The organism is Vibrio sp. PSi01, assembly GCF_054960695.1.
Genome location: NZ_JBHNYN010000002.1, coordinates 481,511 through 494,677, shown reverse-complemented (window position 1 = coordinate 494,677; position 13,167 = coordinate 481,511). Strand labels below are relative to the sequence as shown.

Here is a 13,167-nt window from a genome sequence, read left to right as displayed (position 1 = left end):
CTTGGCAGCTTATTGTCTATAGTGAAACAGAGCGACGTATTATTCCCATGCTCAAAGCTACTGGCCAATTCGCTTTCAAATGAATTTTCCTTTGTGCAGTTTCCTCACATGCCCAACATGCCAAATGGCGACATAGGCATGACTATCGGGCGTAAACATCGCAATCAACCGAAAATGCGCTGGTTGGAATCATGTATCGAAGAGGTATTCAGAGGCTAGGGCCTCTAAAAAGTAGAAAACAAAGCTCGCCCTTACTGGTGATTAGCCTCTGCCATCGCCGTTTCAATCAAATCCAGCAGCCATTTGTATTTAGCTGAATGTTGGTTTTTCTTATGAAGATAGGCGAACACCTCCATCTCCTCGGTTCCCTCTTCCAATCCCTCAATCGCGATTGAGCGCAATACACCTTTATGTTGTTCAATCACAGGAGGCATACAAGGGGCGATAATATTAGAGTGCTTGATCGTTTCAATTAGCCCAACGATAGAAGTCGTCCGAAGCGCCATGTTAATCGATTTACCTTGGCTTATGACTTCCTCTTCCAATCGCGAGTGCTTGTTTTGGTCGAAGTAAGCGAGGTCAACATGAGCGAAAGGGAACGCCAACAAATCATCAATCGTTGCGATGGACGCCTTGAAAGGATGACCTTCTCTTACTGCCAATACAAATTTTAAGTTTACGAGAGGTACGGCAATGATCTCGGCAGGCAAATTCTCAGCTTCGAAATGAACGACAAAATCAATCTCGTCACTCTTAAGTCTTTCTAAGGAATTTTGGGAGCTAGTATGACTTATCAGTCTTGAAGATGGACTTTCTACTGATAGCTGATGAAACAGAGCGGGAGTCAACCAAGGCAGAACATGAGGATTCGCATCAATTTTAAAATCTTCACTGAGGTCCACGGGATTAAACTGTTTTCCTTCTTCTATCGCCGTCACCAATCCGTCCAATAGCGGGAAAACGCGCTGATAAAGGTCGTCCGAATAAGGCGTTGGTAAAAACTGTTGATGAGACAGGACAAACAATTCTTCACCTAAGGACTCCTTAAGCTTCTTGATGCTTTGGCTAACCGCTGGTGTCGAGACAAACAACTTCTCAGCCGCTTTTCGCAAGCTCTTCTCTTGATACACCACCACAAACACTTTCAATAAGTTCAGATCGACATTGTTCAGTTTCATGAGACACCATAAAGCACTGCTTAACGAATGGTTAAGTTTATATTAATTAACTTAACAAAGTCCACTTTGTATAGTTATCCCACCTTCACGAAGTACACGGATGTAGTGAGATAACTCTATGAGGCAGCTATGTTATTACAACGTTCGATCCTTTCTCTAACCCCTCTTTTGTTGGCTAGCGGTGCTATCGCTGAAGAGACAGAAGTTCAAGATATGTCAGACCCATTGGCGGTCTACACACAAGCCGGCTTCGGCTACACCGACAAGGGCTTAAACCTAAAAGTTGGACAAACCTACGACACTGGTAGTGATACCACCATGGGCATGAATGTGTTTGAAATCAAAGGTATCGCTGGTGAGGCTATTGGTTGGAACGGTCGAGATGCAGACAACAGTGTTGATTCCATCCGCTTTAGAAACTTTGGTGTAGACCTAACTAATGGCCGAGGCACTCAAGTTGATATGTCTTGGGATTTCGATAGCAACCAAGGCAGTGCGTCTTACAGCTTTATTCAAGCATTACCACAAATGGGCATGTTTAACTTCTACCCGCTTGCAGGTGTCGGTGTTGCTGCAGGTGAAGAGTTGGTTGAAGGCACTGGAGGCGATCTCGACGCCGATCAGCTTCGCGACCGCTACAACATGCACGGTACTTTCTACGTCGCAGGTATGTACGCAAAAATGCAACTGACTGACAAGATTTGGCTGAACTATAACCCTATGTATTTAGGCACAATGTCGGGGTCTTCAACATTCAAAGATTTTGGCTTTGAGGGCAGTGATTCAGTACTCGCACATGAATTTGCAGCGAACTATCAGATCACTCCAAGAGCCAACGTTCGTTATTTCGCAAACTGGACTGAAAACACCAGTATCGAAGACGGTGATCACCGCATCGAATTTAACTATCAGTTTTAGCTAAGCATTTCTAACAAAGCAGTTTTAACTGAGCATTTCTAACGAACGGTTTCAAATTCAGCGAGAAGCTTCAAATAAAAAAACAAGCTTAGAATTTTTGAGGACACAACATGAACATTTTATCTAAAGCAATAGCCGGCACTCTCACTTGCCCACTACGATCAACAGCGATGCTCGTTTCTGTAACGGCCTTGTTTTCAGCAACAGCGATTGCAGGAAACGATAACCCAACAGAAACCCTGCAAACACGTGCGGGAGACTTCACCTTCGAAACCGACTTTCTTCATGGTATTCCGACACAAGAAAGTTCAGCGAAGTTGTTTGAACTGATGGACTATCAACGTGCGTCACAAGCTTACATTTGGTCAGTGCCTTTGGTTTCAAACTACGCATGGAAACAAGCTTATGCCGACATGGGCGCAGAGGACGGTCAAATTACTTATGTTGAGTCTCACGAATCTAAGCTAGGAGGTTTAACTTACAACACCTCTACGCCTTACGCGATTACTTGGTTTAACGTAGAAAAAGAGCCAGTCGTTATAGAAATTCCCACTGATGAACTGCGCGGTGCAGTGCACACCATGTGGCAGATCGGAATTTCTCAGATGACCGAACCGGGCGTCTACGTGGTAAAAGCAAAAGGAGCAGAAACACCGAGTAATCTACCAAAAAGCGCTAAGGTATTTGAATCGGATACCAATTATGTATTCTTCGGTGTTCGCTTAATGGCAGAGTCAGATAAGCAACGTATGAAAGACTTAGAAGCACTGAAAATTACCGATCTTAACGGCAAGCCACTGAGCGATAACGGCATAAACTTCCCTGAACGTGGTGAAGATGCCAAACACCCACGTGGTATGGCATTTTGGGAAACGTTGAATGAAGCTATCCAATCTGAACCTGTGGCAGAGCGCGATCGTATGATGCACGACATGCTACGTCCATTAGGTATTGAAAAAGGTAAAGCGTTTACGCCATCAGTTCAGCAGCGTGACATCTTAGAGCAAGCTGTCGTCATGGGTGAAGCTATGGTTAAGAACATCGACTTCAACAAAACGGAACGCTTGCCACACGCAGCTTACGGTAATGAAGGTAATTCGTGGGAAATAGCAACAGCTTCGACTCCGAACCAAGATCGTGACTACGGTATGGATCTCGATGGACGTGCGGCTTGGTTTTATGAAGCGGTGACCAACGATATTGCGATGCACGGTTTCGAAAACGGCGGTTGGGGTCAGATCTACCTAGACAACTACCGTGATGACAATGCAAATGGGCTTAATGGCAGCAATCACTATACTTTGACGTTGGATGGCGATGTGAATTTCGCCGATTTGTTCTGGACAATCACTGTTTATAACGTTGAGAACCGCGCCATCATCGACAACGACATTGAGCGTGCCGATGTGGGCTCAAACATCGAAGGAACGGTTAAAGACGCACAAGGCAATTACACCTTCCACTTTTCGCCAACCAAGCCAGCGGGTGTGAATGAAGCGAACTGGGTGCAAACTCGAGAAGACGAAAACTGGTTTGTTTACTTTCGAGCCTACTCACCAAGTAAAGCGTTTGTAGCGCAGCAGCCAGAAACCGTGTTGCCTAACTTTAAGCGTGTGAACTGATCATCTAGAGCGAGTCACATATGACCTGTTCACGCCAAAAATAACTATCAGGCTCACAGAGCAAAACAAAAGAGGAGCCTCAGGGCTCCTCTTTTTTACTTTGGCTAAATAGTAAAAACCAAGGGAATCGTCTTAGGAACCTAACCGAAGGTGAAGAGTCGATGGAAAGTAGCTAACAAGTTAATCAGCGACGAATAAAGTAACACCCGTTTCTTGGTTAATTGAAATGGATTGCGCTACTCCATTTCTTATCAACCTTAGACTGATAACATCCGAGCACCACTCGATATCAGAAACTCGAACCTCATCGTTTTGCGTCAAATTATGTACCGTGGCAACTTTAAGAACCGCTTCTTGGCTACGCAAAATCGTGTAAGCTAAATCACTGGTTGCAGGGTTGTCTGGCGCATACCCCAACAACAGAGTCGCTGAACTATCCGTTATCAGCTGCTGATTAAATTCGGTTTGTCCATCAATCGAATAACGTAAATTAGTGGACGCTTTAAGAGGCATCTCATGGCAACTCGTCATTCTTGCTAAAGGCCCATCTAGTGGATTGTCGCAACCTTGTGCCTCTGCCAAAGCACAGTGTTGTCCTCTGATATGCCAGACCAAATCCAACTGTTGTTGGTGAGGATTTTCCGCGGTATTGAATTCAATCGCCACATCCCCTAACCACAGAATTTGACGACGAAACACAACGTCTTTGTACGCGGCTAAATCCCACTGAACAATAGTATGGCTATCGACCGTCGGTAACTCACCACACCAATCTGTTTGTGTGTCTAACCATGCGTAGGACTGTTCTTTTACAAACGTATTCACCTGAGGGTTGGCTGGCGGTTGATTCTTCTGATTCACCGCCAAGGTGTTGTGCGTCACCGTATTTTTATAATACCCATAATGCAGTTCAGCACCGTACCCTGTTGTTCCCAAGTCAGGCAAAATTTCTTTACCATTTCGAGTAACGATCATCCCTAGTCGATCATAGTGATCATGCTCACCACCATACGGAGAGTGCTTAATTAATAGCATGTTATCGTGCTCTCGATCGTGCATGATCGTGACGCCTGATTGTTCTGCATGAATAGACTGGCACATGAGCAGCTCTGCCACAGGTAATGCATCAACACCGTACAACAGTGCGTCGATATTGTTGCGTGGCTTATCTTGATAGATGCTCTGCAACGCCGATGCAAATAAAGGGTCTCTGAACTCACGATACCCGAATTCGAACAAGTGGCTATGAGTTAACTTCTCTTGACCCGCAATACAGTCGTTCAGACGTGGAAAGTCACCCGTATTGATGAGTAGCTTGAGCGGGAACGCCAACATGGTATGGAAGTTTGGTACCGATTGTAGTGAGTACTCTGTTTTACATGCCATTTTTTCGAAATTCAGAAGTGCTTGTAAAGCGTAGTAATGATAATGGATAGAACCTTCAAACCATAAGCCCTCCCCCTTTACACCATACTCTAACTGATACTTCAAGCCATAAGGCGTGCTCACCGCAAAGTCGATGAATTTTCGGTCACCAAGTATCAAGCCTATCACACCAATAGTCGCAGAAATTTTCATTTCATGGTTATGCAATTGATCAGCTCGATGTTGCATCAGGAACCCAGCGCCTTCGCGTAACAAGCGCTGTTCAATAAATAATTGCTCTTCGGTATTCAACTGCTCTTTAACGAAATCATAGCCTCGGGCAAAATCAATATTGCAATTCGCTTCGCAAAGAGTCTGTGCATTTGCTTTTCCTGGACCGTTATATGGAATACCGCCGTGTTCTTCGTAATTCGGGTAGTATTCAGCATAACCCAATAAGATCTCACGAACTTTTTCGAAGTATTTGCGGTCTTGAGTAATGTGCCAAAGCAAGCCTAGGTCATTACACGCTTTAGAATTGAGCCCATTAAGCCAACGCCACCATGCTCCGTCATAAGGTTCCCCAGTAAGTACTTCGCCATCAACAGGGCACACATGTTCAGTGGGTCGGTCTCTATCCCAACTTAAGCGAACCCCATGCGTTGGGCAAAAATAATATAAATTCCATGTTGCGCGGGCATCGGGTGGAACGAGAGTGTCTGAAGTAAGCACAACCTGATTATCTTGAATAATTTGTTCGATGATCTCTTGGTTGGCATTTTGACGAATGACCGCCATTTCCTGAGAGGTAAACTGCAGCATAATGGATACCTATACTAAATCTTTAGATGAATGAAAATTGAAGTATTGTTTGGCGTTTTGATAACAGATGTTCTCGACACTCTGTTTAAGCAAAGGCTCATCATTCGGTAGTTCCCCGTCATCGACCCACTTACCAAGTAAGTTACATAGAATGCGACGAAAATAGTCATGACGAGAGAGTGACAACACGCTGCGAGAGTCGGTTAACATTCCTACAAAGCGCCCTAGCGCCCCTAAACTAGCTAGATCTTGAAGTTGTTTTTCCATACCCGCCTTATGATCGTTAAACCACCACGCAGAACCAAGCTGGACTTTACCTGGCTGCGCATCACTGTCTTGAAAGGCGCCTATGATTGACCCAAGCACTGGGCTATCTTTCGGGTTAAGGCTATATACGATAGTCTGAGGGAGTTGGCGGTCTTGATCTAACAAACTCAATAAATGACTCAGGTTTTCTGCAATTGGGTTGTCACTGATAACACTGAATCCCGTACCGCCACCTAGATCATCAAAGCGGCGCTTATTCACATTTGTTAAAACTCCAATGTGAACTTGCATCGACCAACCGTGCTTATGATAAGCCTTGCCAAGCACTTCAAAAACGGCCGTCTTAAACTGCGAAATTTCTTCACTATTCAGCGCATCACCACATTTGACATTTGCTATAGCTTGATCAAGTACGTCAGGGTAATAGTGCGAAAAATCTACAACTTTTAACCCTAAGTCAGATAATCGACAGTTGTGTTGTGCAAAAAAGTCCACACGAGACGTGATTGCTTGAGCATAGCTTGCGAAATCGACGACATTAATGTCAGTGATGAACGCCAGTGAATTGAGTGTATTTTGAAAACTACTTTGATTCTCTATTTCAATCAGACTGTCAGCACGAAATGTCGGCAAGACTTGTACAGAAAATCCTGAACGATTCAGTTTATCGTGATAGCTCAGATCGCTAAGTGGATCATCAGTGGTGCACAAGGTATCGACTCGACTCTCTTTAAGCAGACTTTGGAATCGGTGAGACTCTTGGCTGAGTTTTTGATTACAGTGTTGCCAAATAACCTCGCAATTCTCTGAGTTGAGCAGTAAATCGAGACCGAAGTATTTCTTAAGCTCCAAGTGACACCAGTGATACAGCGGATTGCCGATCAGATACGGCATGGTCTCACACCACTTTTGAAACTTTTCATAATCACTCGCATCACCTGTGATGTAATACTCATCGACTCCGTTACTTCGTAATGCACGCCACAAGTAGTGATCGCAACTCAACCAAGCCTGAGCAATATTGTCGTATTGATGGTTGTCATAAATCTCTTTGGCCTCTAAATGGTTATGATAATCAATAATGGGAAGCCCTGCCGCGTAATCGTGATATAAACGCTTAGCAGTGTCCCCCTTCAATAGAAAATCTTTATGTATGTATGAAGACATAATTCAAACTCTTGTAGAAAACTGTATTGATAAACTTTAGGGAAAAATTCATTCATGAAATTGTTTCCTAAAGCCCCTCTACGAGGTGGTTCATATAAGCCAGAGAGTGTCCCCTCTGGCCTATACCCTTGTTACTTTTACATGGCTAGCTATTGCCGATTACTTGGATGTAGATACTTCTAAACGAGGCGTTTTTCTCGCACTCTTTAATAACAGAGAACCCACAGTCACAATTACCGCGCCACAGAAGACAAAGGCCATGCGACCCCAGAACGGGTTCGGGATTAGTACCATCGCCGTTACAAGTGCACCGAAAACCAGAATGAGCTTGCCTAGCATATCGCGTTGTTGGCGATCCATTTCATCTTGTCCTTCCTCTTCGATAACAGGAGTCGCAACATCACTCCAAAACTCTTTAAGTTCTGTATTTCTTTTGCCCACTGGCTCTTTGTAGAACTTAGTTGTTAGACAGAAGAAACCACCCGTGATCACAAGGTGCCCAATAACCCCAAGCAGAACTTTTAGGTCACTCGCTTCACGTCCCGTGAACGGAACCTCTAAGTTTAATAAATTGGCAACAACGTCTGCTGTAAGCACAAAACTCACGATGTAAGACACCAGCATGCCCACAGCCAATGTCGCCCAAGCTGCCCAGTCGGGCGTTTTCTTAATAAACATACCGAAGAATAACGGCACTAGAATTGGCATCTGTAACAGCGTACTTACGTACATCATTGCGTCGAAAAGGCTCAAGCCACGAAGAGAGTTAATGAACAGAGCTACCATGATGATCAATATGCCGAAGACCATAGTCATGAATTGACTCACTCGCATCAGCTTCTTGTCATCCGCGTTTTTGTCTATGATTGGTGCGTAAAAGTTACGCACGAACACACCTGAATTTCGGTTTAGACCTGAATCCATTGAAGACATTGTTGCCGCAAATACAGCCGACATAAGCAGTCCCACCATACCAACCGGCATGACGTTTTCGACAAACACTAGGTAAACTGCATCCGCTGCTTTACTACCAAGTTCAGCCGCATGTACAGTTGCCGCTTCAGGATAGATAATTGCCGTTACCCAGGGTGGTAAGAACCAAATCGCCGGCCCAATCAGCATTAATACGAACGCAAGTAGGGCGGCTTTACGTGCGTTAGTAGAGTCTTTTGCCGTTAAGAAGCGATAAGAATCTTGCATGTTGTTGATGTTTTGCAATTGCTTAACGAACATGAAGATAAACCAAGATACGAACAGCAATGGATAGTTCATATCAGAGCCCATGACACTGTCGGCAGGGAATTGCTCGATAAGATTCGCTGGGCCACCAATTTTTGCCAATGCAGCTACCGCACAAACCACGGTCACCGCCATTATCACAACCATTTGTACAAAGTCTGAAGCTACTACACCCCACGCTCCGCCCAACACCGAAATAAAGAGAACAATCAAACCAGTCACAACGATCGTGGTTTCGATATCAACTTTAAACACAGCACTAACGAAAAGTGCGAGACCATTTAGCCAAATACCGGTGTAGACCACGCTTGTCGGCATTGTTGCCCACGTAAACACTTGTTCATTCGTTGCACCGAAGCGACGACGCACACCTTCAATAGGTGTAACAACACGCATTTGTCGAAAGCGGTATGAAAAGAACAACCACGAAAGTAGAAAGCCAAATGCGTTCGCCATAAAAATAACCATGATTGGGAAACCATCGGTAAAAGCTTTACCCGCAGCGCCAGTAAATGTCCAGGCACTAAACTGCGTCATGAATGCGGTAGAGCCAACCATCCACCACAACATCTTGCCTCCTCCACGAAAGTAATCACTGGTAGAACTGCCTGCAAAACGTTTGAAGATGACGCCAATCGCTATCATAAAGATAAAGTAGACACCAACAACGAGCATGTCGATATTCATTACGAACCCCTTTTCATTATTGTTCCGTTTAAGTGATTTAATTTTTAAAATGCCGTTTCATTATTACATTAACGATATTTTATTTAAGGGTTTCCTGTGATTTTTGTGATCCAAACAATGCAAAAGTCATACAAATGAGATCGAGTTTGGATTATTGAGTTCTGCGCTTTTTAATTTAAAAAGATCATTGATGGATATTTAGATACATCGTGGCGAGAAGGGGCGAAAATAGATCAAGTAACCTAGGGGTATAGCGACCAAATTACGCGTCTAGGAGGTATACCAAGCCATGACTCAGGCGCCGATTGCTTTTGTATTAACTAAACATCAGCTATTAGTTATCCAAACTCCTGATATAAAAAAGCCAGCCTCATTGGGCTGGCTCTCTGAAATCAAGCGTTTCAATTAGTCCAAAAGCGAACGGACATAATCAGCAATTGCTTGGTTTTGGCAATTATCAAAGAAACACTGTTGGAAACGAGGGCTACCCACAGCAGTCTTCACTAGATCTTGATCGATAGCGCGCAGTGAATCAATAAAATTATCCTTCACTACCGCTGCTTTTACCTCATTAAGAAGCGCGGCATTGCGTTGTTGTGGCTCTGCTCGCTCTAACGGGTAACCTTGACCACGCTCACCTGTGAAAGCTTTTTCAAAGATGTAACGAACGTTCAGTTCACCAGCCCAACCAAAACCTTTCGCAAAAGCGAGCGCGATAGCGTTGCCGTTGTTGATTTGGTTGAACAAGAACGCATCAGAAGGTTCTAAACAGTAACCACAAACCACGCCTGGATGTAAGTTCAGCGACATCAAAGCACCTTGACCAGTGCCACATCCTGTCACAACAAAGTCAACAGCCTTTGAGTTAATCAGAATGCTCGCCATAATACCTAGATGAATATACGTTAAGTGGTGATCGTTCTCATCTGTCATTCCTAGGTTGAAAACATCGTGACCAAAACCACCAGCAACTGACTCTAGTTCAGCTGATACCATTGCATTTTTGCCTGCTTGACTGTTTTCCATCATTAATGCGATTTTCATTTACTTTCTCCCGCAGCATTACTGCAAATTTAAAAATTAGTGCTCAAGTGTTCGCTCTAAAAAATTTAGAGCTTAAACAAAGTCTTTACGCATTGGCGTAAAGTTATCAATTAATACGCCGGCTTCTAGGCAAACACAGCCATGTTCGATACCCGGCTCTTTGTACATAGTGTCGCCTGCGCGCACCACTTTCGTTACATCGCCAATCGTGAACTCAAAGGCTCCCGACAAAACGTATGTGAGCTGCTCATGAGGATGGGTATGCAACGCACCAACTGCGCCTGTTTCGAAATGAACTTCTACAGCCATCACGTTCTCGCTATGAGCAAGCACCTTGCGGGAAACTCCCGCGCCAAGATCTTCCATTTTCACGTCTTCGTTATACACAAACATGTCGTTTTTATTCCTGTTGTTGCGGCGTAATTTTGCACTTGGCGTTATCTTGGTATAGACGAAAAATAGTAACGAGGTTAATCCCTATCACTGATATTTCCATCAGCGAGCCACCAATTGAACCAATAATCAGATTATTAGTTAGCCAGCATGCAGCTCCCAATAAAAAGCCGACTCTTAGTGCAATACCATTCAATCTAAATATTGAGTACGTTCCAATAATCGTTCCGGCTAAAGGCAGAAGTTGATACCAATGCTGAGCAAAACCGATTCCGCTACCAACTGCGAGGGCAATAAAGAACCCTGCAGCCCACAGCGATTTTGTGTACATAGCAGTGCAAGTCCTGAGTGCTGAAATCAAAGCACCGATTGCCGATGTAATAGAACCCAATAATAAAAAGTGGATAAGATGGTTAACGTTCAACATCAACATGACCACTTTGAGCTTTTTGTCGTCCTTCTGGTAAAAGGTCGAAAGGCCCAGAAGGAAACTTAGTAGCCCTACAGCTTGTGCAACGATCTCGTTAACCATCTTATATTACAAAAATCGTTAGCGTGCTAACCATCCACCATCGACAGCAATGGTATAACCATTAATATAATCCGATGCAGATGATGCTAAGAACACACATGGGCCAGCGACATCTTTAGGTGTACCCCAGCGATCAGCAGGAATGCGCTCAAGAATAGCTTGGTTACGATCAGCATCTTCACGCAGTGCTTGAGTATTGTTGGTTGCCATATATCCAGGTGCAATCGCATTGACATTAATGTTATCGCTAGCCCATTCGTTCGCCATCGCGCGGGTGATACCCATTACAGCACTCTTAGACGCTGTATACGAAGGAACACGAATACCACCTTGGAAAGAGAGCATTGATGCGATATTGATGATCTTGCCGCCAGTACCTTGCGCTTTAAACTGCTTCGCAACCGACTGAGACATAAAGAAAACAGTCTTAGTATTGATGTTCATTACGTCATCCCAGTTTTGCTCAGAAAACTCAATCGCATCTTCTCGACGAATGATGCCGGCATTATTAACAAGGATGTCGATACGACCAAATTCAGTCAGCGCTTTATCTATAATTCCAGGAATCTCTTCTTGCTTTAGAAGGTCGGCACGTACGTCTAAAAACGTATGGCCCGCTTTATTCATTTTTTCAATGGTATCTACTGGCTCAACACGATTAACGCCCACCACTTTACATCCAGCTTCAGCCAGACCAATTGCCATACCTTGACCAAGGCCAGTATCACAACCCGTCACTATCGCTACTTTACCTTCCAGATTGAATGACTCTAACATCATGTTTGCTTCCTCAATTACGTTTAGTGTTGTGGCATTTCTGTAATGTCGCCCACTCGATTTAGTCATACAATAAAACATAAAATCATTGCTGACAATTATTTTTGAAACGACATTTCAAAAATAATTTCTACTTATCCTAAAAGTTTGAAGTTGATCGTTATCTTTTTTATTTTTTTGAAAAGGCTTTTTAGAAATTACGAAAAATGGTATTTTGTCTTGATATTAGATAGCTCAAAGGAAGAAAAATGGAGAAGTCCACCCAGCCAGAAGCCGTTTCATCGGTATTAAAAGTTTTTAATATTCTTGAATCTCTGGGGGAACAGAAGGAAATAGGCGTATCAGACCTTTCACAGCGTCTAATGATGTCTAAGGCCACTACCTACCGCTTTCTACAAACCATGAAAATGCTTGGCTATGTATCTCAACAAGGCGAAGCTGACAGATACTCACTTACATTAAAGATGTTTGAGCTTGGCTCAAAGTCACTCGAGTGGGTTGATATGATCACAATCGCCGAGAAAGAGATGCGTGTGATTTCAGAAGAGACCAATGAAACCATTCACTTAGGTGCGTTGGACCATGGCTCTATCATCTACATACACAAAATCGATTCTAGCTTCGCCCTACGCATGCACTCACGCGTTGGTCGAAGAAATCCTCTGCATACGACTGCGATTGGTAAAGTATTATTGGCAGAACGTGACGAAGAATTCGTTCGCACTCAGTTGGCAGACGCCGAATTTGTGAAAAGTACAAAAAATACCCTTGAAAATGTCGACCAACTTGTCGATGAACTTAAAGCGGTTAAGCTACAGCACTTTGGCGAAGATAATGAAGAACAAGAGCCAGGCTTACGTTGTATCGCAGCTCCAGTTTACGACCGCTTTGGTACCGTAATTGCCGGTGTCTCAATTTCATTTCCTACTATTCGATTTGATGAAGAGAAAAAAGCTTACTATGTGGAGTTACTGCACAACGCAGGCAGAAATATATCCAAGCAATTAGGGTTTAATGATTACCCAATCAAATAATAAAAAAGGCAGCAATTATTGCTGCCTTTTTTATTACGCGTTGTCCCATCGATTACCAGCCCAAGAATCATGACAAGCCATGCTATGTGTAAATAGAAAGACTTATAGATCAGATAAATAGC

The 13,167-nt window shown here is 43.7% G+C and carries 11 protein-coding genes; 3 read left to right on the top strand and 8 right to left on the bottom strand.

Annotated elements, in window-relative coordinates:
• Nucleotides 1-251: 251 nt before the first annotated feature.
• Entirely contained in the window at nt 252-1,178 is a 927-nt protein-coding gene (locus ACFI6G_RS05255; protein ID WP_016789896.1) for a LysR family transcriptional regulator, read from the bottom strand.
• 129 nt (nt 1,179-1,307) lie between these two features.
• Between ACFI6G_RS05255 and ACFI6G_RS05250 the strand changes: the two genes are divergently transcribed.
• Both ACFI6G_RS05250 and ACFI6G_RS05245 read left to right on the top strand, forming a co-directional pair.
• Nucleotides 1,308-2,096 carry a hypothetical protein gene (locus ACFI6G_RS05250; RefSeq protein ID WP_016797919.1) on the top strand — a complete coding sequence of 263 codons (789 nt, stop codon included), beginning with the start codon at nt 1,308-1,310 and terminating at the stop codon, nt 2,094-2,096.
• Between the two features lie 110 nt (nt 2,097-2,206).
• The gene (locus tag ACFI6G_RS05245) at nt 2,207-3,718 is read left to right on the top strand and encodes a DUF1214 domain-containing protein (protein ID WP_016797918.1); all 1,512 of its coding nucleotides are present in this window, start codon (nt 2,207-2,209) and stop codon (nt 3,716-3,718) included.
• Between the two features lie 180 nt (nt 3,719-3,898).
• Here the strand turns inward: ACFI6G_RS05245 and ACFI6G_RS05240 are convergent, their stop codons facing one another.
• From ACFI6G_RS05240 to kduD, 7 genes are all read right to left on the bottom strand, one after another.
• Nucleotides 3,899-5,905: a heparinase II/III domain-containing protein gene (locus tag ACFI6G_RS05240; RefSeq protein WP_016797916.1), complete on the bottom strand. Its 2,007-nt coding sequence runs from the start codon at nt 5,903-5,905 to the stop codon at nt 3,899-3,901.
• A 9-nt stretch (nt 5,906-5,914) separates the two neighbouring features.
• Nucleotides 5,915-7,339 (bottom strand): glucuronate isomerase, encoded by a 1,425-nt coding sequence (gene uxaC, locus ACFI6G_RS05235; protein ID WP_016787321.1) that lies wholly within the window; start codon nt 7,337-7,339, stop codon nt 5,915-5,917.
• A 159-nt stretch (nt 7,340-7,498) separates the two neighbouring features.
• Nucleotides 7,499-9,265, bottom strand: a complete 1,767-nt coding sequence (locus tag ACFI6G_RS05230) for a sodium:solute symporter family protein (RefSeq protein ID WP_016797915.1) — start codon at nt 9,263-9,265, stop codon at nt 7,499-7,501.
• Between the two features lie 405 nt (nt 9,266-9,670).
• Nucleotides 9,671-10,309, bottom strand: a complete 639-nt coding sequence (locus tag ACFI6G_RS05225; protein ID WP_016789899.1) for an RpiB/LacA/LacB family sugar-phosphate isomerase — start codon at nt 10,307-10,309, stop codon at nt 9,671-9,673.
• Between the two features lie 72 nt (nt 10,310-10,381).
• Complete coding sequence (locus tag ACFI6G_RS05220; RefSeq protein WP_010431369.1) at nt 10,382-10,702, bottom strand: cupin domain-containing protein; 321 nt, start codon at nt 10,700-10,702, stop codon at nt 10,382-10,384.
• A 7-nt stretch (nt 10,703-10,709) separates the two neighbouring features.
• Nucleotides 10,710-11,234 (bottom strand): YgjV family protein, encoded by a 525-nt coding sequence (locus ACFI6G_RS05215; RefSeq protein ID WP_010431373.1) that lies wholly within the window; start codon nt 11,232-11,234, stop codon nt 10,710-10,712.
• 18 nt (nt 11,235-11,252) lie between these two features.
• Nucleotides 11,253-12,014, bottom strand: coding sequence for a 2-dehydro-3-deoxy-D-gluconate 5-dehydrogenase KduD (kduD, locus tag ACFI6G_RS05210; RefSeq protein ID WP_010431375.1), 762 nt, complete (start codon nt 12,012-12,014; stop codon nt 11,253-11,255).
• Nucleotides 12,015-12,259: 245 nt separating this feature from the next.
• Here kduD and kdgR point away from each other — a divergent pair, with 245 nt between their 5' ends.
• Nucleotides 12,260-13,045, top strand: a complete 786-nt coding sequence (kdgR, locus tag ACFI6G_RS05205; protein WP_016767876.1) for a DNA-binding transcriptional regulator KdgR — start codon at nt 12,260-12,262, stop codon at nt 13,043-13,045.
• Nucleotides 13,046-13,167: the final 122 nt, after the last annotated feature.

What these genes read in the sequence shown, in the direction of transcription:
- ACFI6G_RS05255 (WP_016789896.1), bottom strand. Translation starts at nt 1,178, where the DNA reads ATGAAACTGAACAATGTCGATCTGAACTTATTGAAAGTGTTTGTGGTG.
- ACFI6G_RS05250 (WP_016797919.1), top strand. Translation starts at nt 1,308, where the DNA reads ATGTTATTACAACGTTCGATCCTTTCTCTAACCCCTCTTTTGTTGGCT.
- ACFI6G_RS05245 (WP_016797918.1), top strand. Translation starts at nt 2,207, where the DNA reads ATGAACATTTTATCTAAAGCAATAGCCGGCACTCTCACTTGCCCACTA.
- ACFI6G_RS05240 (WP_016797916.1), bottom strand. Translation starts at nt 5,905, where the DNA reads ATGCTGCAGTTTACCTCTCAGGAAATGGCGGTCATTCGTCAAAATGCC.
- uxaC (WP_016787321.1), bottom strand. Translation starts at nt 7,339, where the DNA reads ATGTCTTCATACATACATAAAGATTTTCTATTGAAGGGGGACACTGCT.
- ACFI6G_RS05230 (WP_016797915.1), bottom strand. Translation starts at nt 9,265, where the DNA reads ATGAATATCGACATGCTCGTTGTTGGTGTCTACTTTATCTTTATGATA.
- ACFI6G_RS05225 (WP_016789899.1), bottom strand. Translation starts at nt 10,309, where the DNA reads ATGAAAATCGCATTAATGATGGAAAACAGTCAAGCAGGCAAAAATGCA.
- ACFI6G_RS05220 (WP_010431369.1), bottom strand. Translation starts at nt 10,702, where the DNA reads ATGTTTGTGTATAACGAAGACGTGAAAATGGAAGATCTTGGCGCGGGA.
- ACFI6G_RS05215 (WP_010431373.1), bottom strand. Translation starts at nt 11,234, where the DNA reads ATGGTTAACGAGATCGTTGCACAAGCTGTAGGGCTACTAAGTTTCCTT.
- kduD (WP_010431375.1), bottom strand. Translation starts at nt 12,014, where the DNA reads ATGATGTTAGAGTCATTCAATCTGGAAGGTAAAGTAGCGATAGTGACG.
- kdgR (WP_016767876.1), top strand. Translation starts at nt 12,260, where the DNA reads ATGGAGAAGTCCACCCAGCCAGAAGCCGTTTCATCGGTATTAAAAGTT.